27 protein-coding genes are annotated in these 16,162 nt (G+C 66.4%); all 27 read right to left on the reverse strand.

Features of this window, described 5'->3' with window-relative positions; translation table 11 throughout:
* Window positions 1–173: 173 nt before the first annotated feature.
* On the reverse strand, window positions 174–950 hold the full coding sequence (gene map / locus AVR91_RS24310; protein WP_016331098.1) for a type I methionyl aminopeptidase: 777 nt from the start codon (window positions 948–950) through the stop codon (window positions 174–176).
* A gap of 44 nt (window positions 951–994) precedes the next feature.
* Entirely contained in the window at window positions 995–1,549 is a 555-nt protein-coding gene (locus tag AVR91_RS24315) for an adenylate kinase (RefSeq protein WP_007031052.1), read from the reverse strand.
* Window positions 1,546–2,853 carry a preprotein translocase subunit SecY gene (gene secY, locus AVR91_RS24320; RefSeq protein WP_007031051.1) on the reverse strand — a complete coding sequence of 436 codons (1,308 nt, stop codon included), beginning with the start codon at window positions 2,851–2,853 and terminating at the stop codon, window positions 1,546–1,548. The genes AVR91_RS24315 and secY overlap by 4 nt, the downstream gene beginning before the upstream one ends.
* A gap of 322 nt (window positions 2,854–3,175) precedes the next feature.
* The gene (locus AVR91_RS24325) at window positions 3,176–3,808 is read right to left on the reverse strand and encodes a LysE family translocator (protein ID WP_063274336.1); all 633 of its coding nucleotides are present in this window, start codon (window positions 3,806–3,808) and stop codon (window positions 3,176–3,178) included.
* 50 nt (window positions 3,809–3,858) lie between these two features.
* Window positions 3,859–4,629 carry a hypothetical protein gene (locus AVR91_RS24330; RefSeq protein ID WP_228709319.1) on the reverse strand — a complete coding sequence of 257 codons (771 nt, stop codon included), beginning with the start codon at window positions 4,627–4,629 and terminating at the stop codon, window positions 3,859–3,861.
* Window positions 4,630–4,816: 187 nt separating this feature from the next.
* Entirely contained in the window at window positions 4,817–5,263 is a 447-nt protein-coding gene (gene rplO / locus AVR91_RS24335) for a 50S ribosomal protein L15 (protein WP_016331095.1), read from the reverse strand.
* Complete coding sequence (rpmD, locus tag AVR91_RS24340) at window positions 5,260–5,445, reverse strand: 50S ribosomal protein L30 (protein WP_007031047.1); 186 nt, start codon at window positions 5,443–5,445, stop codon at window positions 5,260–5,262. The genes rplO and rpmD overlap by 4 nt, the downstream gene beginning before the upstream one ends.
* A 2-nt stretch (window positions 5,446–5,447) precedes the next feature.
* Complete coding sequence (gene rpsE, locus AVR91_RS24345) at window positions 5,448–6,092, reverse strand: 30S ribosomal protein S5 (protein WP_007031046.1); 645 nt, start codon at window positions 6,090–6,092, stop codon at window positions 5,448–5,450.
* 31 nt (window positions 6,093–6,123) lie between these two features.
* Window positions 6,124–6,522, reverse strand: coding sequence for a 50S ribosomal protein L18 (gene rplR, locus AVR91_RS24350; protein ID WP_007031045.1), 399 nt, complete (start codon window positions 6,520–6,522; stop codon window positions 6,124–6,126).
* 2 nt (window positions 6,523–6,524) lie between these two features.
* A complete protein-coding gene (gene rplF, locus AVR91_RS24355; protein ID WP_016331093.1) occupies window positions 6,525–7,064 on the reverse strand; it encodes a 50S ribosomal protein L6 in 540 nt (179 codons plus the stop codon).
* Window positions 7,065–7,080: 16 nt separating this feature from the next.
* Window positions 7,081–7,479, reverse strand: coding sequence for a 30S ribosomal protein S8 (rpsH, locus tag AVR91_RS24360; protein WP_007031043.1), 399 nt, complete (start codon window positions 7,477–7,479; stop codon window positions 7,081–7,083).
* 82 nt (window positions 7,480–7,561) lie between these two features.
* Window positions 7,562–7,747, reverse strand: a complete 186-nt coding sequence (locus AVR91_RS24365) for a type Z 30S ribosomal protein S14 (RefSeq protein ID WP_005166789.1) — start codon at window positions 7,745–7,747, stop codon at window positions 7,562–7,564.
* 4 nt (window positions 7,748–7,751) lie between these two features.
* Complete coding sequence (gene rplE, locus AVR91_RS24370) at window positions 7,752–8,315, reverse strand: 50S ribosomal protein L5 (protein ID WP_016331092.1); 564 nt, start codon at window positions 8,313–8,315, stop codon at window positions 7,752–7,754.
* A gap of 2 nt (window positions 8,316–8,317) precedes the next feature.
* Window positions 8,318–8,632, reverse strand: coding sequence for a 50S ribosomal protein L24 (gene rplX, locus AVR91_RS24375; protein ID WP_005166786.1), 315 nt, complete (start codon window positions 8,630–8,632; stop codon window positions 8,318–8,320).
* Window positions 8,633–8,635: 3 nt separating this feature from the next.
* Window positions 8,636–9,004, reverse strand: a complete 369-nt coding sequence (rplN, locus tag AVR91_RS24380; protein WP_005166785.1) for a 50S ribosomal protein L14 — start codon at window positions 9,002–9,004, stop codon at window positions 8,636–8,638.
* A 77-nt stretch (window positions 9,005–9,081) separates the two neighbouring features.
* Window positions 9,082–9,363 carry a 30S ribosomal protein S17 gene (rpsQ, locus tag AVR91_RS24385; protein ID WP_007031041.1) on the reverse strand — a complete coding sequence of 94 codons (282 nt, stop codon included), beginning with the start codon at window positions 9,361–9,363 and terminating at the stop codon, window positions 9,082–9,084.
* The gene (gene rpmC / locus AVR91_RS24390) at window positions 9,360–9,608 is read right to left on the reverse strand and encodes a 50S ribosomal protein L29 (RefSeq protein WP_007031040.1); all 249 of its coding nucleotides are present in this window, start codon (window positions 9,606–9,608) and stop codon (window positions 9,360–9,362) included. The genes rpsQ and rpmC overlap by 4 nt, the downstream gene beginning before the upstream one ends.
* Window positions 9,608–10,027, reverse strand: a complete 420-nt coding sequence (rplP, locus tag AVR91_RS24395) for a 50S ribosomal protein L16 (protein ID WP_005166782.1) — start codon at window positions 10,025–10,027, stop codon at window positions 9,608–9,610. The genes rpmC and rplP overlap by 1 nt, the downstream gene beginning before the upstream one ends.
* A 3-nt stretch (window positions 10,028–10,030) precedes the next feature.
* Window positions 10,031–10,888, reverse strand: a complete 858-nt coding sequence (gene rpsC / locus AVR91_RS24400; RefSeq protein WP_016331091.1) for a 30S ribosomal protein S3 — start codon at window positions 10,886–10,888, stop codon at window positions 10,031–10,033.
* On the reverse strand, window positions 10,888–11,304 hold the full coding sequence (gene rplV, locus AVR91_RS24405) for a 50S ribosomal protein L22 (RefSeq protein ID WP_005166780.1): 417 nt from the start codon (window positions 11,302–11,304) through the stop codon (window positions 10,888–10,890). The genes rpsC and rplV overlap by 1 nt, the downstream gene beginning before the upstream one ends.
* A 29-nt stretch (window positions 11,305–11,333) precedes the next feature.
* Window positions 11,334–11,615, reverse strand: a complete 282-nt coding sequence (gene rpsS / locus AVR91_RS24410) for a 30S ribosomal protein S19 (RefSeq protein WP_003102083.1) — start codon at window positions 11,613–11,615, stop codon at window positions 11,334–11,336.
* 18 nt (window positions 11,616–11,633) lie between these two features.
* Window positions 11,634–12,467 (reverse strand): 50S ribosomal protein L2, encoded by an 834-nt coding sequence (gene rplB / locus AVR91_RS24415; protein WP_005166779.1) that lies wholly within the window; start codon window positions 12,465–12,467, stop codon window positions 11,634–11,636.
* A 16-nt stretch (window positions 12,468–12,483) separates the two neighbouring features.
* A complete protein-coding gene (rplW, locus tag AVR91_RS24420; protein ID WP_005166778.1) occupies window positions 12,484–12,795 on the reverse strand; it encodes a 50S ribosomal protein L23 in 312 nt (103 codons plus the stop codon).
* Window positions 12,792–13,478 (reverse strand): 50S ribosomal protein L4, encoded by a 687-nt coding sequence (gene rplD, locus AVR91_RS24425; RefSeq protein ID WP_016331090.1) that lies wholly within the window; start codon window positions 13,476–13,478, stop codon window positions 12,792–12,794. The genes rplW and rplD overlap by 4 nt, the downstream gene beginning before the upstream one ends.
* Window positions 13,479–13,480: 2 nt before the next feature.
* Window positions 13,481–14,131: a 50S ribosomal protein L3 gene (rplC, locus tag AVR91_RS24430; RefSeq protein ID WP_007031036.1), complete on the reverse strand. Its 651-nt coding sequence runs from the start codon at window positions 14,129–14,131 to the stop codon at window positions 13,481–13,483.
* A 34-nt stretch (window positions 14,132–14,165) separates the two neighbouring features.
* Window positions 14,166–14,471, reverse strand: a complete 306-nt coding sequence (rpsJ, locus tag AVR91_RS24435; protein ID WP_003102098.1) for a 30S ribosomal protein S10 — start codon at window positions 14,469–14,471, stop codon at window positions 14,166–14,168.
* 410 nt (window positions 14,472–14,881) lie between these two features.
* Window positions 14,882–16,075 (reverse strand): elongation factor Tu, encoded by a 1,194-nt coding sequence (gene tuf / locus AVR91_RS24440; RefSeq protein WP_016331088.1) that lies wholly within the window; start codon window positions 16,073–16,075, stop codon window positions 14,882–14,884.
* Between the last annotated feature and the right edge of the window lie 87 nt (window positions 16,076–16,162).

Consider the following 16,162-nt stretch of genomic DNA (forward strand, 5'->3'; position numbering starts at 1 on the left):
TAGCGGGCTAATCGCGATCCGATGGGGCCGCGACCTGGGGCGCTCGGCGGCCAAGGTACACCCGATGGGGGCAGCCGGCGCATACCTCAACGACTGGCCCGAGCGCTGTGCCGACCAGCGGGCCGACCTGCGTTTAGCCGGGCTAAACGCGATCCGGCGGGCACGGAGGCAGGTCAGGCGTCTTCGGGGGCGGTCAGCACCCACGGGCCATCATCGGTGATGGCGACCGTGTGCTCCCAGTGCGAGGCCCGCGAGCCGTCCGCGGTCACGACGGTCCACCCGTCTTCGAGCTCGACCGTCTCCCCGCCGCCACCGGTCAGCATGGGCTCGATCGCGAGCGCCATACCGGTCTTGAGCCGCGGCCCCTTGCCCGGTTTGCCCAGGTTCGGCAGGAACGGGTCCATGTGCATCTGGCGCCCGATCCCGTGACCGCCGTACTCGACGATCATCCCGTACTCGACGCCGTCTTCCCGGCCGGCCTTCTCGGCGGCGGTCTGCACCGCGTGTGAGATGTCCGTGAGCCTGCCGCCCGACGACACCGCGGCGATCCCCGCCCACATCGCCGCCTCGGTGGCGGCCGAGAGCGCGAGATCCGCCTTCGACACCTCACCGATCGCGAGGGTGACCGCCGAGTCGCCGTGCCAGCCGTCGAGGATGGCGCCACAGTCCACCGAGATGATGTCGCCGTCGTTCAGGACCTGCGTCTTCGACGGGATGCCGTGGACGATCTGCTCGTTCACCGACGCGCAGATCGACGCCGGGAAGCCGTGGTAGCCCTTGAACGAGGGCACCGCGCCGGCGTCGCGGATCGTCTGCTCGGCGAGCTCGTCGAGATCGGCCGTGGTCACCCCCGGCTTGGCGATCTCGCGCACCGCGGTGAGGGTGCGCCAGACGACCAGCCCGGCGGCCCGCATCGCCTGGAGCTCGCCAGGGGTCTTGATTTCGATCATGCGCCCACGACGAAGCCGTTGCAGTACACGCAGTCCTCCGAGATTCACGTGCGGTCGCGCAGCGCTTCCAGCACGCGGGCGGAGATCTCGTCGACCGAGCCGACGCCATCGACCGTGACCAGGATGTCCGCGTAGTACTCGAGCAGCGGAGCCGTCTCGGACACATAGATCTGCTGGCGGCGACGGATGACCTCTTCGGTGTCGTCCGAGCGGCCGCGGGACAGCAGCCGCTCGACCACGACGTCTTCCGAGACCTGGAGCTGGATGACCGCGTTGAGCTTGGTGTCGACCTCGCCGAGGATCTCGCCGAGGACGTCGGCCTGCTTCGTGTTCCGGGGGAACCCGTCGAGCAGGAAACCGACCTTGGCGTCGGGTTCGGCGAGACGCTCACGCACCATCTCGTTCGTGACCGAGTCGGGCACGAGTTCACCGGAGTCCAGGTAGCGCTTGGCTTCCTGGCCCAGCGGCGTCTGCTCGCCCACGTGGGCGCGGAACAGGTCGCCGGTCGAGATGTGCGGGATCCGGAGCTTCTCCGACAGTGCTACCGCCTGAGTACCTTTGCCCGCGCCAGGAGGGCCAACGAGAACCAGGCGCGTCACTTCAAGAACCCTTCGTAGTTACGTTGCATCAGCTGGCTTTCGATCTGCTTCACGGTGTCGAGACCGACACCGACCATGATCAGCACAGCCGTGCCACCGAACGGGAAGTTCTGGTTGTTCCCGCTGCCGGTGACGGACAGGAAGAAGTTCGGAAGGATCGCGATGATGCCCAGGTACAGCGAGCCCGGCAGGGTGATGCGGCCGAGGACGTAGCTGAGGTACTCCGCGGTGGGTCGGCCCGGTCGGATACCCGGGATGAAGCCACCGAACTTCTTCATTTCTTCCGCACGCTCGTCCACGTTGAACGTGATCGTGATGTAGAAGTACGTGAAGAAGATGATCAACGCGAAGTACAGCAGGACGTGCGCCCAGCTGGACTGGTTGACGATGTAGTTCTGGATGAAGACCTGCCAGCCCGCGTTGCTGTTGGCGTCGCCGACGAGGCGGCTGATCAGGTCCGGCAGGTAGAGCAGCGACGAGGCGAAGATGACCGGGATGACACCGGCCTGGTTCACCTTGATCGGCAGGTAGGTCGAGGTCCCGCCGTACATGCGGCGGCCGATCATGCGCTTGGCGTACTGCACCGGGATCCGGCGCTGGCCCTGCTCGACGAAGATGACGCTGGCGATGATCACCAGGCCGAACACACAGATCAGGGCGAAGACGACGCCACCCGCGCTGCTGAGGATGTTGCCACCCTCGATCGGGATCCGGGCCGCGATGTTCAGGAAGATGAGGACGGACATGCCGTTGCCGACGCCGCGCTCGGTGATCAGCTCACCCAGCCACATCATGACGGCGGTACCGGCGGTCATCGTGATGACGATGATGGCCAGCGTGTAGACGCTGTTGTCCGGGATGATCGCGGTGTCGCACTGCGGGAAGAGCTGCTTGCGGTCGGCGAGCGCCACCACACCGGTCGCCTGCAGGACCGCGAGGGCGATCGTCAGGTACCGGGTGTACTGGGTCAGCTTGCCCTGGCCGGCCTGGCCTTCCTTCTTCAGTTCCTCGAACCGCGGGATGACCACGGTGAGGAGCTGGACGATGATGCTCGCCGTGATGTACGGCATGATGCCGGTCGAGAACAGCGACAGCTGCAGCAGTGCACCGCCACTGAACAGGTTCAGCAGCTGATAGACGCCCTCCTGCGACCCGGTCTCCGTACATTGCTGCACTGCGGAATAGGAGATACCCGGGGCCGGAATGGTGGCACCGATTCGGTAGACCGCGACGATGGCTAGCGTGAACAGGATCTTCTTACGTAGATCCGGCGTCGCTAGAGCCGAGCGGAAGGCGCTGAGCACGCGGGGAACCTCCTCGGCGTCGTCGGCTGTCTTACCGACGATCGGCTTGGCCGGCCTGGGGCCGGCGGGAACACACAGCTTTCTGGCACAAGCCAGGAACGCTTCGGGGCACACTCGTCCCGAAGCGTGCCGCCGACTCTAACAGCTTCACAGGGCGTGTCCGCAGTGCGTGTGGGTTTTCCGGACGAAGGTTGGTCCGCGGGGTTGATCGACTTGTGCTTCTCGCTCCGGAACCTTGACAGATCGCCTTACCGTTCCCCACTTTCCTAGCCCTGCCGGATCGCGTTTAGCCCGCTAAACGCACGGTGATCAGGGAGGGCGTTCAGGAGCTCGAAGTCGCCAGGGCTCCCGCCATGCCGAGGAGGACGACACCGGTGCCGCGGTCCACGTTGCGAGTCGCCCGGCGGGACAGCCTGAGCGTCTTCACGAGCGCGCCCACACCGATGTAGGTCGCGCCCGCGACGAACTCGGCGAGCAGATAGACGGCGCCGAGGATCGCGATCTGAGCGGAAAAGGAGCCGTGAGCTGCGTCGATGAACTGGGGCACGAACGCGGTGAAGATGAGGAGCGCCTTCGGATTCGTGATCGCGACGACGAATTCCTTCCTCGCGATCCTCGACGCCGGTACGGATTCAGCGCCTCGCGGCGGCTGGATGAGGGTGGTGCGACCGGCGCGGAACGTCGACCACAGCAGACGTCCGCCGATCCAGGCCAGGTAGGCGACGCCCGCCCATTTGATCACCGTGAGTGCAAGCTCGGATGCCGCGAGAAGCTGACCGAGGCCCGCCGCGACAGCCGCGATGAGCACTGTGAATGCGGCCAATCGGCCTAACAGGCCGGCGAGCCCCTTCCACGCCCCCTGCGTCATTCCGTGGTGCAGGCCGAGCAGATTGTTCGCCCCTGGCGTAAAAGCCACGAGCACCGCCGCACCGAAAAAGACCACCACCCAAGTCATCGGCCACCTCCTCCCCCACCGTATCGGCGACCGCGAGCGCGTTTAGCGGGCTAATCGCGCTCTTTCGCCCCGGGATCCGGCGGCGGCGCGAAGGCTGAATAGTCCGGGACCTCCGGCTGCGGCTCCGGCGGGAGCACCGTGATGGAGATGCCGTCCTTCGGTGTGAGCATTTCCGCGAGAGCCGAGTCGCCGCTCATCGGGACCTCTTCGTCCTGGACACGGTGGCTCATGACCGCTGCCCCCGCCGCGGCGACGACCGCGGCGAAGAGCGCCCACAGACCTGCCCCAAGGGTCTGCGTCACCTTGATGTCGTCTCCCATGTCACGTCCGTATCCCATCGTGACGACACTGACGACGACTCCGGCGAGGAAAACCGCCGCGATGGTGGTGAGCCATTTGTCCAAAGCGCCCGGACGTCGGAGACCGGCTGCGCGCGCACTGACGACAGTGGTCACCAGGAGGATCGTCGCGGCGATCAGGAGCGGGATACCGAGGGGCGCCGACGAGGTGGTGGTGGCCGGTCGGTCGACCTGATCCACCGTCAGATCCCACGCGCCTTGGACGAACACAAGCACGACCGGCTCGTTGGTATCGAAGGTCAGCCGATGCTCGGTGCTGAACAACGGGAAGAAGCAGCCCACGAGGGTGAGCACCAGGGCCAGTGCGGCCAATCCCGCCGCGACCAGTCTGCGGGGCTCGACCCGGCCAGGCCGGGCCGGCTCGTCAACGGGATCCATCGGGCCGGAAACCGACACGACCATCGGCGGTGCGTCCGGCTGCTGCTGAAAGGGCTGCGGATCCTGCCCGGGAGGTATGGCCACCTCACGATCCTTCCAGCTCAGGCACCCCTCCGCCACGATCGCGGCCGCCGTGGCCGACTTGCGTTTAGCGGGCTAAACGCNNGCGTTTAGCCCGCGAAACGCAGGTCGGGGGCGCCGGAGGGAGCGCAAGCGAAAGGCCCGCCTGGCGGAGCCTGGCGGGCCTTTCGGTGAAGCGAGCGAAGAAAGCTCAGAGCGTGGTGGCGGAGCCACCGGCGGCGGAGAGCTTCTCCTTGGCGGAGCCGGAGAAAGCGTCGGCGGTGATGTCCAGCTTGACGCCGTTCAGGTCACCGTTGCCGAGCACCTTCACGAGCTTGTTCTTGCGAACAAGACCCTTCGCGACGAGCTCCTCGTTGCCGACCTTGCCACCCTCCGGGAACACGCGGGCGATGTCGCCCAGGTTCACCGGCTGGTACTCGGTGCGGAAGCGGTTCTTGAAGCCGCGAAGCTTCGGGAGCCGCATGTGGATGGGCATCTGCCCACCCTCGAAACCGGCGGGCACGTTCTTCCGGGCCTTGGTGCCCTTGGTACCGCGACCGGCGGTCTTGCCCTTCGAGCCCTCACCACGGCCGACGCGGATCTTGTCGCGCTTCGCGCCCGGAGCCGGACGAAGGTGGTGGATCTTGATGGCAGTCATGCCTTGACCTCCTCGACCTCCACCAGGTGGCGGACGGTGTGGATAAGGCCGCGCACCTCGGGAGTGTCATCACGCACGACGCTCTGGCGGATCTTGCGCAGCCCGAGGGTGCGCAGCGACTCGCGGTGAGCGTGCTTCGTGCCGATCTTGCTCTTGACCTGGGTCACCTTGAGCTGAGTCATGGTCAGACCCCCTGCCCCGCGCGCTGACGCAGCATGCGAGCCGGAGCGACGTCCTCGAGCGGGAGACCGCGGCGGGCCGCGACCTCTTCGGGACGCTGCAGGCCCTTCAGGGCCGCCACGGTCGCGTGCACGATGTTGATCGCGTTGTCGGAGCCGAGCGACTTCGACAGCACGTCGTGGACACCCGCGCACTCCAGCACCGCGCGCACCGGGCCACCGGCGATGACACCGGTACCGGCCGAGGCCGGACGGAGCAGCACGACACCGGCGGCTTCCTCACCCTGGATCGGGTGGGGGATGGTGCCGGCGACGCGGGGAACGCGGAAGAAGTTCTTCTTCGCTTCCTCGACGCCCTTGGCGATGGCCGCGGGAACTTCCTTGGCCTTGCCGTAGCCGACGCCGACCTGACCGTCGCCGTCACCGACGACCACCAGGGCGGTGAAGCTGAAGCGACGACCACCCTTGACGACCTTGGCGACGCGGTTGATCGTCACGACCTTCTCGAGGTGCGGGGTCTTCTCCTGGCCGGCCCCGCCACGGCCGCTGTCGCGCCGGTCCCGGCGGTCGCGACGGTCATTGCGGTCGTTGCCGCCCTGCCCGCCGGGTCCGCCCTGGCCGCCGCCGAATTGCCGTGTACGTCCCGGCATCAGGCTTTCCTTCCATTCACGAGCATCTGCATCAGAACTCCAACCCCGCCTCGCGGGCAGCGTCGGCGAGCGCCGCGATGCGGCCGTGGTAGGCGTTGCCACCACGGTCGAACACCACGGTCGAGACACCGGCGTTCTTGGCGCGGGCGGCGACGAGTTCCCCGACCTTGGCGGCCTTGGCCTTCTTGTCGCCTTCCAGCGCGCGGACGTCCGCCTCGAGGGTGGACGCCGACGCCAGGGTCTTGCCGGCGAGGTCGTCGATCAGCTGCACGGCGATGTGCCGCGACGAACGCTTGACGACCAGGCGCGGACGCTGGTCCGTGCCGTTGATCTTCTTGCGAAGGCGGAAGTGCCGACGGGCCTTCGCGACGCGGCGGCGGGTCGAGATGTCCTTGCCGACCGGCTTGCGCTTCGTAGTCGTGTCGCTCATGATCACTTACCCGTCTTTCCGACCTTGCGGCGGATCTTCTCACCCTCGTAGCGCAGGCCCTTGCCCTTGTACGGGTCCGGGCGGCGCAGCTTGCGGATGACCGCGGCGATCTGGCCGACCTTCTGCTTGTCGATGCCCGAGACCGAGAACCGGGTGGGGCTCTCGACCTTGAAGGTGATGCCTTCCGGAGCCTCGATCTTCACCGGGTGGCTGTAGCCGAGGGCGAACTCGAGGTCCGAGCCCTTGGCCTGCACACGGTAACCGACACCGTGGATCTCGAGCTTCTTCTCGTAGCCCTCGGTCACACCGACGACGAGGTTGTTGACCAGCGTCCGGGTGAGACCGTGCAGGGCACGGCTGGTGCGCTCCTCGTCGGGCCGCTTGACCTCGAGCGTGCCGTTCTCGGCCTGCTCGACGGTGATGGGCTCGGCGATGGTGTGCTCGAGGGTGCCCTTGGGCCCCTCGACCTTGATCTGCTGACCGTCGATGGTCACCTTGACCCCGGAGGGGACGGCGACCGGCAGCTTTCCAATGCGTGACATGTCTTTGCCCCCTTCCTTACCAGACGTAGGCGAGGACTTCGCCGCCCACGCTGTTGCGCTTGGCCTGACGGTCGGTCTGGAGGCCGGACGACGTCGAGATGATCGCGACGCCGAGGCCACCGAGAACCGACGGCAGTTCGGTCGATTTTGCGTAGACCCGCAGGCCGGGCTTGGACACGCGGCGGAGGCCGGCGATGCTGCGCTCACGGTTGGGGCCGTACTTCAGCTCCACGACGAGGTTCTTGTGCTTCTCGCCCGGCTCGTCGCGGTAGCCCGAGATGTAACCCTCGCGCTTGAGGATCTCGGCGATGTTCGCCTTGATCTTCGAGTGGGGAAGCACGACCTCGTCGTGGTAAGCCGAGTTCGCGTTACGCAGACGGGTCAAGAAGTCTGCGATGGGGTCGGTCATCGTCATGGTGACCTGTCAACCTTTCTCGCCCTGGTTCCCTGCGATTTCACTGCAGGGCCTGTGGCGAAGTGGGAGTTAAAAAAGACTCTTACCAGCTGGACTTGCGGACGCCGGGCAGCTCGCCCGCGTGTGCCATCTCGCGAAGGCAGATCCGGCAGAGCCCGAACTTGCGGAACACCGAGTGCGGGCGACCGCACCGCTGGCAGCGCGTGTAACCGCGAACCTTGAACTTCGGCGTCTTCGCGGCCTTGTGGACCAGTGCTTTCTTGGCCATCGACTCAGTTCTCCTTGAACGGGAAGCCGAGCTTGCGAAGCAGCGCGCGGCCCTCGTCGTCGGTGTTGGCGGTGGTGACGACAGTGACGTCCATACCGCGCGGGCGGTCGATGGCGTCCGGGTCGATCTCGTGGAACATGGACTGCTCGTTGAGACCGAACGTGTAGTTGCCGTTGCCGTCGAACTGCTTCGGCGAAAGCCCGCGGAAGTCACGGATACGCGGCAGCGCGATGGTCAGCAGCCGGTCGAGGAACTCCCACATGCGGTCGTTGCGCAGCGTGACGCGCGCACCGATCGGCTGGCCCTCACGCAGCTTGAACTGCGCGATGGACTTGCGAGCCTTGCGAACCTCGGGCTTCTGCCCGGTGATCGCGGCCAGGTCACGGATGGCGCCTTCGATCAGCTTGCTGTCACGGGCGGCGTCACCGACACCCATGTTCACGACGACCTTGACGACGCCCGGGATCTGGTGGACGTTCTCGAAGGAGAACTCCTCCTGGAGCTGTCCCTTGATCTCCTCGCGGTACCGCACCTTGAGGCGCGGGGCGATCTTCTCTGCGGTGGTCATGATCAGATGTCCTTACCGTTCCGGCGCGAGACCCGGACCTTCTTGCCGTCCTCGCCGATGCGGTAGCCCACCCGGGTCGGCTTGCCGTCGGAGTCGACGACCATCACGTTCGAGACGTGGATGGGCGCCTCCTGCGTGACGATGCCGCCGGACTGCGCGCCGCGCTGGGTCTGGGAGATCCGCGTGTGCTTCTTGATCCGGTTGACGCCCTCGACCAGCACGCGCTCGCGCTCGGGGTAGGCCTGGATGACCTTGCCCTTGGCACCCTTGTCCTTGCCGGCGATGACGACGACCGTGTCGCCCTTCTTCACCTTCATGCTCTACAACACCTCCGGCGCGAGCGAAATGATCTTCATGAACTTTCGGTCGCGCAGCTCGCGGCCGACCGGCCCGAAGATGCGGGTGCCGCGGGGCTCATTGTCGTTCTTGATGAGCACAGCAGCGTTCTCGTCGAAGCGGATGTAAGAACCGTCCGGACGACGGCGCTCCTTGCGCGTGCGAACGATGACCGCCTTGACGACGTCACCCTTCTTCACGCCGGCGGCCGGCATGGCGTCCTTCACGGTGGCGACGATGATGTCGCCGATGCCCGCGTAGCGCCGCCCCGAGCCACCGAGAACGCGGATGCAAAGGATCTCCTTCGCGCCCGTGTTGTCGGCAACCCGAAGCCGCGACTCCTGCTGGATCACGTCTACTCCTGTATGTCGCGCTGGTTCTCGCGTTGAACCGCGAGCCTTGCGGAACTAAGGGACTCAGAGAGCCCTACTTACTTGGCCTTCTCCACGATCTGCACCAGACGCCAGCGCTTGGTCGCCGACAGCGGGCGGGTCTCCATCAGGGTGACCCGGTCGCCCACGCCCGCCTCGTTGTTCTCGTCGTGCACCTTGACCTTGCTGGTGCTGCGGAGAACCTTGGCGTAACGACGGTGCTTCTTGCGGTCTTCGAGCTCGACCACGATCGTCTTGTTCATCTTGTCCGAGACGACGTAACCCTCACGGACCTTGCGGTCGTTGCGGGGGGCCGCCTCAGCGTTGGGCTGCTCGCTCATGCGGCACCTTCACTCTCGGCGTCAGGGGAAACGGACAGGCCGAGTTCACGCTCGCGCATGACCGTGTAGATCCGCGCGATGTCCGTGCGGACGGTGCGCAGACGGCGGTTGTTGTCGAGCTGTCCGGTCGCCATCTGGAAGCGGAGGTTGAAGAGCTCCTCCTTGTATTCCTTCAGACGCAGAACGAGCTCTTCCGCGGTGAGCTCACGCAGCTCCGATGCCTGGGCGGCACCTGCCTTCGCCATCAGAACTCACCACCTTCACGGGTCACGATGCGGCACTTCATGGGCAGCTTGTGGATCGCGCGACGGAGCGCCTCGCGGGCGGTCTCCTCGTTCGGGAACGAGATCTCGAACATCACGCGGCCCGGCTTCACGTTGGCGATCCACCACTCGGGCGAACCCTTACCGGAACCCATGCGGGTTTCCGCCGGCTTCTTGGTCAGCGGGCGGTCCGGGTAGATGGTCGTCCACACCTTGCCGCCACGCTTGATGTGACGCGTCATGGCGATACGAGCGGACTCGATCTGCCGGTTGGTCACGTAGCTGTGCTCAAGCGCCTGGATGCCGTACTCGCCGAAGTTCACCTTCGTACCGCCCTTGGCGGCACCGTGGCGCTTCGGGGAGTGCTGCTTCCGGTGCTTGACCCTGCGCGGGATGAGCACGTGTCAGCCCTCCGTCTTTTCTGCAGTCTCAGCAGCCGGGGCCTCGGTGGCGGTGCCACCCTTGGGGGCGTCGTCGCTCTTCGCGGCGGCGGCCGCCCGGCCGGCTTCGGTCGAGGTCGGCGTCGTGCCCGACGAGCCGGAACGGCGCGGTCGGGACGGGCGGTCACCACGGTCACGGCGCGGGGCGCGCTCGGCGGCCGCGGCGGCGTCACGCGCCTCCTTGGCCTTGAGGCCACCCACGAGCTCGCCCTTGTAGATCCACACCTTCACGCCGATGCGACCGAACGTCGTCTTGGCCTCGAAGAAGCCGTAGTCGATGTCGGCGCGCAGCGTGTGCAGCGGGACACGGCCATCGCGGTAGTGCTCGGAGCGGGACATCTCGGCACCGCCGAGACGACCGCCGCACTGCACGCGGATGCCCTTGACCTGCGGCGAGCGCATGGAGGTCTGGATCGCCTTGCGCATCGCGCGGCGGAACGCCACACGGTTGCTCAGCTGCTCCGCGACACCCTGCGCGACGAGCTGGGCGTCGGCCTCGGGGTTCTTGACCTCGAGGATGTTCAGCTGGACCTGCTTGGCGGTCAGCTTCTCCAGCGCGCCGCGGATGCGGTCGGCCTCCGCGCCGCGACGGCCGATGACGATGCCCGGCCGGGCGGTGTGGATGTCGACGCGGACCCGGTCACGGGTGCGCTCGATCTCGACCTTGGAGATCCCGGCGCGCTCCATGCCCGTGGACAGCAGCTTCCGGATCTTGACGTCCTCGGCCACGTACTCCGCGTACTGCTTGTCGGCGTACCAACGCGACTTCCAGTCCGTGGTGATACCCAGGCGGAAGCCGTGCGGGTTGATCTTCTGGCCCACTACCGGCCACCTGCCTTCTTCTTGCCCTGTGCCTTCTTGGCCTCGGCCTTGGGACGCGACTCCACCTCGACGGTGATGTGGCTGGTCCGCTTGCGGATCCGGTACGCGCGGCCCTGGGCCCGCGGACGGATGCGCTTGAGGGTCGGGCCCTCGTCGGCGTAGGCGTTCTTGACCCAGAGGGTGTCCGGGTCGAGATCGAGGTTGTTCTCGGCGTTGGCCACGGCGCTGGCGAGCACCTTCGCGACCGGCTCGCTTGCCGCCTGCGGGGCGAACTGGAGCACGGCCAAGGCGTCGGCGGCGCTACGTCCCTTGATCAGCTCGATCACCCGGCGCACCTTGGTAGGCGAGTCCCGGACGAAGCGAGCCCGCGCGTAAGCCGTCGGCAAAGCCTCGGCCACGTCGTTCTGGGCGTTCATCGCTAGCTTCCTTGTTCTCTCGTGCCCGCTCAGCGGCGGCGCGACTTGCGGTCGTCCTTGATGTGGCCCTTGAAGGTCCGAGTCGGCGCGAATTCGCCCAACTTGTGACCCACCATCGCCTCGGTGACGAACACCGGGACGTGCTTGCGGCCGTCGTGCACAGCGATCGTGTGACCCAGGAAGTCCGGGATGATCGTGGAGCGACGCGACCACGTCTTGATCACGGTCTTCTTGCCCGACTCGTTGAGAGCGTCCACCTTCTTGAGCAGGTGGTCGTCCACGAAGGGGCCCTTTTTGAGGCTACGTGGCATGTTCTTCTACCTCCCTGCTCAGCGCTTCTTGCCGGTACGCCGGCGGCGGACGATCATGGCGTCGGAAGCCTTGCGGCGGCGGGTGCGGCCTTCGGGCTTACCGTTCGGGTTCACCGGGTGGCGGCCACCGGAGGTCTTACCCTCACCACCACCGTGCGGGTGGTCGACCGGGTTCATGACGACACCACGGACGGTGGGGCGCTTGCCGCGCCAGCGGTTACGGCCCGCCTTGCCCCAGTTGATGTTCGAGTGCTCGGAGTTGCCGACCTCGCCGATGGTGGCGCGGTTGCGCACGTCGACGTTGCGGATCTCGCCCGAGGGGAGACGAAGCTGGGCGTACGGCCCGTCCTTCGCCACCAGCTGCACCTTGGCACCGGCGGACCGCGCCATCTTCGCGCCGCCACCGGGGCGGAGCTCGATCGCGTGGATCACGGTGCCGACCGGGATGTTGCGCAGCGGCAGGTTGTTACCCGGCTTGATGTCGGCACGGGGGCCGTTCTCGACCGTGTCACCCTGCTTGAGCTTCTCCGGGGCGATGATGTAGCGCTTCTCGCCGTCGGCGTAGTGCAGCAGCGCGATCCGAGCGGACCGGTTGGGGTCGTACTCGATGTGCGCGACCTTGGCGGGAACGCCGTCCTTGTCGTTCCGGCGGAAGTCGATCAGCCGGTACGCACGCTTGTGGCCACCACCCTTGTGCCGGGTGGTGATCTTGCCGCTGGAGTTACGGCCGCCGGACTTGCTCAGCGGACGCAGCAGCGACTTCTCCGGGGTGGACCGAGTGATCTCGGCGAAGTCGGAGACGCTGGAACCGCGACGACCCGGGGTCGTCGGCTTGTACTTGCGGATGCCCATGTGTCAGCTCAGTCCTTTACGCGGTGGGTCCGCCGAAGATCTCGATCGGCTTGCTCTCAGCCGAAAGAGTCACGATGGCGCGCTTGGTGTCCTTGCGCTTGCCGAAGCCGGCGCGAGTCCGCTTACGCTTGCCCTGGCGGTTGGCCGTGTTGACGCTGACCACCTTGACGCCGAACACCTTCTCGACCGCGATCTTGATCTGGGTCTTGTTGGCGTCCGGGCGGACGATGAACGTGTACTTGTGGTCCTCGAGCAGCCCGTAGGACTTCTCGGAGATCACCGGCGCGAGCAAGATGTCGCGGGGATCGGGGATGGCGATCGCACTCACTGCTCGTCACTCCCTTCAACCTCGCTCGACCGAGCCGAAGCCTTCGCGCCCTTGCCCCGGACGGGGCCGGCGACGAACACGTCGTAAGCGGCCTTGGTGAACACCACGTCGTCGTTGACCAACACGTCGTAGGTGTTGAGCTGGTCGGGCGTGATGATGTGGACCTCGGCCAGGTTGCGCACGGAGTTCCAGCTCAGCTCGTCGTCGCGGTGCAGGACCACGAGAACGCGCTTGGCCTGGGTCACCGCGGCGATGGCGGCCTTGGCGGACTTGGTGGACGGCTTCTCGCCGGTCACCAGTTCGGTGATGACGTGCAGCTGTCCGGCACGGGCCCGGTCGGAGAGGGCGCCACGCAGAGCGGCGGCCTTCATCTTCTTCGGGGTCCGCTGGGTGTAGTCACGCGGCGTGGGGCCGTGGACGACGCCACCACCGGTGAACTGCGGCGCACGGGTCGAACCCTGGCGGGCGCGGCCGGTGCCCTTCTGGCGGTACGGCTTCTTGCCACCACCGCGGACTTCACCGCGGGTCTTGGTGTCATGCGTGCCCTGGCGGGCGGCGGCCAGCTGGGCCACCACGACCTGGTGCATGAGGGGCACGTTGGCCTGCACGTCGAAGATCTCCGAGGGGAGCTCGACCGTGCCGTCGGCTTTACCGGCCGGGGTCTTCAGCTCGACGCTGGTCATGTTCAGTTACCACCCTTCGCGGCGCTGCGAACGAACAGCAGGCCGCCCTTGGGACCGGGCACGGCGCCCTTGATCAGCAGCAGGCCGTCCTCGGCACGCACCGCGTGCACGGTCAGGTTCTGCGTGGTGACCCGGTCGTTGCCCATCCGGCCCGCCATGCGCAGGCCCTTGAAGACGCGGCCCGGGGTGGCGCAGCCACCGATCGAGCCGGGCTTGCGGTGCACGGCCTGGGCACCGTGGCTCGCGCCCTGGCCCTTGAAGCCGTGACGCTTCATGACACCGGCGTAGCCCTTGCCCTTGCTGGTACCGGTCACGTCGACCTCGATACCGGCCTCGAACACCTCGGCGGTGATCTCCTGGCCGACCTCGTAGGTCTCGGCGTCGGTGGTACGCAGCTCCGCAAGGTAACGACGCGGGGTCACGCTCGCCTTGTCGAAGTGGCCGGTGCGCGGCTTGTTCACGCGACGCGGGTCGACCGCGCCGAAAGCCAGCTGCACGGCCTTGTAGCCGTCGTTCTCCTGGGTCCGAACCTGGGTGACCACGTTCGGCCCGGCCTGCACGACGGTCACCGGGACGACCCGGTTGTTCTCGTCGAAGACCTGGGTCATGCCGAGCTTGGTGCCCAGGATGCCCTTCACTTGCCTGTCAGACATGAGTCTCTTACTCTCCGCCGCTCGCCAGCCGCTGCTACTGGATGTTGACGTCGACGCTCGCCGGCAGGTCGATGCGCATGAGCGCGTCGACCGTCTTCGGCGTCGGGTCGAGGATGTCGATCAGACGCTTGTGCGTGCGCATCTCGAAGTGCTCGCGCGAGTCCTTGTACTTGTGCGGCGAGCGGATGACGCAGTAAACGTTCTTCTCGGTGGGCAGCGGCACCGGCCCGACAACACGGGCGCCGGTACGCGTGACCGTCTCGACGATCTTGCGTGCCGAGGTGTCGATCGCCTCGTGGTCGTAGGCCTTGAGCCGGATGCGGATCTTCTGTCCCGCCATGGTGGCTGCTCGTTCCTTGTCGTCTCGTGCCGCTTTTGTCTTTTCAAACCTCAGCCTGGCTGAGGTTTTCCCAGTTCAACGGCCCTGTCCCCGGTCCACGCGGTCGGGCGTGTCGTGCCCGACGCACAGACGGATCCCGCGGGATCTTCGTCTTGCCTGGTCTTCCTCAACGTGAGGAGGCATCGAGCCGGCGGAAATGCTTGGTCGCCGTCTCAAACGCCCTTGCCCGCTAGCCTCACCCGAAGGAAGTGCTCCGCGGACCGTGGCCGCTCATACCAGGGCGGCCGGAACCTGTCTTCGGAAAGAAGAACGAGTTCGGCCGCCCCAGGACGAGCAACCTGAATAGTGTCGCACACGTGATTTGACGCCCCTAACCCGGGGGTGTATTACCCCCGGGCGGGGCGCCTAAATCACTTGATGATCTTGGTGACCTGGCCGGCGCCGACGGTCCGACCACCCTCGCGGATGGCGAAACGCAGACCCTCGTCCATGGCGACCGGCTGGATCAGCACGACGCTGATGTCCGTGTTGTCGCCCGGCATGACCATCTCGACACCCTCCTTGAGGGTGACGACGCCGGTCACGTCCGTGGTACGGAAGTAGAACTGCGGGCGGTAGTTGTTGAAGAACGGGGTGTGACGGCCACCCTCGTCCTTCGACAGGATGTAGACCGAGCCCTCGAACTCCGTGTGCGGGGTGGTGGTACCCGGCTTCACGACGACCTGGCCGCGCTCGACGTCCTCGCGCTTGATACCGCGGACCAGCAGACCGACGTTGTCGCCGGCCTCGCCGGTGTCCAGCAGCTTGCGGAACATCTCGACACCGGTGACGGTGGTCTTGGTCGACTTCTCCTTGATGCCGACGATCTCGACCTCTTCGTTCACGTTGACGCGGCCGCGCTCGATGCGACCGGTCACGACCGTGCCACGGCCGGTGATGGTGAAGACGTCCTCGATCGGCATGAGGAACGGCTTGTCGAGCTCGCGGACCGGGTCCGGCACGTTCTCGTCGACGGCTTCCATCAGCTCGAGAACGCTCTCGCCCCACTTGGCGTCGCCCTCGAGGGCCTTCAGGCCGGAGACCTTGATGACCGGAGCGTCGTCACCCGGGAAGTCCTGGGAGGACAGCAGCTCGCGGACCTCGAGCTCGACGAGCTCCAGGATCTCCTCGTCGTCGACCATGTCGGCCTTGTTCAGCGCGACCACGATGTAGGGCACGCCGACCTGCTTCGCGAGCAGCACGTGCTCACGGGTCTGCGGCATCGGGCCGTCGGTCGCCGCGACCACGAGGATCGCGCCGTCCATCTGCGCCGCACCGGTGATCATGTTCTTGATGTAGTCCGCGTGACCGGGGGCGTCCACGTGGGCGTAGTGACGCTTCTCGGTCTGGTACTCGACGTGCGAGATGTTGATCGTGATACCGCGCTGCTTCTCTTCCGGCGCGTTGTCGATCTGGTCGAACGCCGAAGCGGTGTTCAGCTCGGGGTACTTGTCGTGCAGAACCTTGGTGATCGCCGCGGTCAGAGTGGTCTTACCGTGGTCGACGTGACCGATGGTCCCGATGTTGACGTGCGGCTTGGTCCGCTCGAATTTCGCCTTCGCCACTGGAATGTCCTCCTGGACTGTTTTGCTTACTCACCGGCCAACGTGGCTGTCGGACGGGGATTCGTTTCTTGACGGATGCTGCGGACG

It is taken from the genome of Amycolatopsis keratiniphila subsp. keratiniphila (assembly GCF_001620365.2).
In the GTDB taxonomy this organism is placed as follows: Bacteria; Actinomycetota; Actinomycetes; order Mycobacteriales; family Pseudonocardiaceae; genus Amycolatopsis; species Amycolatopsis keratiniphila.

Coding starts and splice junctions, on each gene's coding strand:
- map (WP_016331098.1), bottom strand. CDS start 950: ATGATCGAAATCAAGACCCCTGGCGAGCTCCAGGCGATGCGGGCCGCC.
- AVR91_RS24325 (WP_063274336.1), bottom strand. CDS start 3,808: ATGACTTGGGTGGTGGTCTTTTTCGGTGCGGCGGTGCTCGTGGCTTTT.
- rplO (WP_016331095.1), bottom strand. CDS start 5,263: ATGACTGCCATCAAGATCCACCACCTTCGTCCGGCTCCGGGCGCGAAG.
- rpmD (WP_007031047.1), bottom strand. CDS start 5,445: ATGACTCAGCTCAAGGTGACCCAGGTCAAGAGCAAGATCGGCACGAAG.
- rpsE (WP_007031046.1), bottom strand. CDS start 6,092: ATGCCGGGACGTACACGGCAATTCGGCGGCGGCCAGGGCGGACCCGGC.
- rplR (WP_007031045.1), bottom strand. CDS start 6,522: ATGAGCGACACGACTACGAAGCGCAAGCCGGTCGGCAAGGACATCTCG.
- rplF (WP_016331093.1), bottom strand. CDS start 7,064: ATGTCACGCATTGGAAAGCTGCCGGTCGCCGTCCCCTCCGGGGTCAAG.
- rpsH (WP_007031043.1), bottom strand. CDS start 7,479: ATGACGATGACCGACCCCATCGCAGACTTCTTGACCCGTCTGCGTAAC.
- AVR91_RS24365 (WP_005166789.1), bottom strand. CDS start 7,747: ATGGCCAAGAAAGCACTGGTCCACAAGGCCGCGAAGACGCCGAAGTTC.
- rplE (WP_016331092.1), bottom strand. CDS start 8,315: ATGACCACCGCAGAGAAGATCGCCCCGCGCCTCAAGGTGCGGTACCGC.
- rplX (WP_005166786.1), bottom strand. CDS start 8,632: ATGAAGGTGAAGAAGGGCGACACGGTCGTCGTCATCGCCGGCAAGGAC.
- rpsQ (WP_007031041.1), bottom strand. CDS start 9,363: ATGAGCGAGCAGCCCAACGCTGAGGCGGCCCCCCGCAACGACCGCAAG.
- rpmC (WP_007031040.1), bottom strand. CDS start 9,608: ATGGCGAAGGCAGGTGCCGCCCAGGCATCGGAGCTGCGTGAGCTCACC.
- rplV (WP_005166780.1), bottom strand. CDS start 11,304: ATGAACGCCCAGAACGACGTGGCCGAGGCTTTGCCGACGGCTTACGCG.
- rpsS (WP_003102083.1), bottom strand. CDS start 11,615: ATGCCACGTAGCCTCAAAAAGGGCCCCTTCGTGGACGACCACCTGCTC.
- rplB (WP_005166779.1), bottom strand. CDS start 12,467: ATGGGCATCCGCAAGTACAAGCCGACGACCCCGGGTCGTCGCGGTTCC.
- rplD (WP_016331090.1), bottom strand. CDS start 13,478: ATGACCAGCGTCGAGCTGAAGACCCCGGCCGGTAAAGCCGACGGCACG.
- rplC (WP_007031036.1), bottom strand. CDS start 14,131: ATGTCTGACAGGCAAGTGAAGGGCATCCTGGGCACCAAGCTCGGCATG.
- rpsJ (WP_003102098.1), bottom strand. CDS start 14,471: ATGGCGGGACAGAAGATCCGCATCCGGCTCAAGGCCTACGACCACGAG.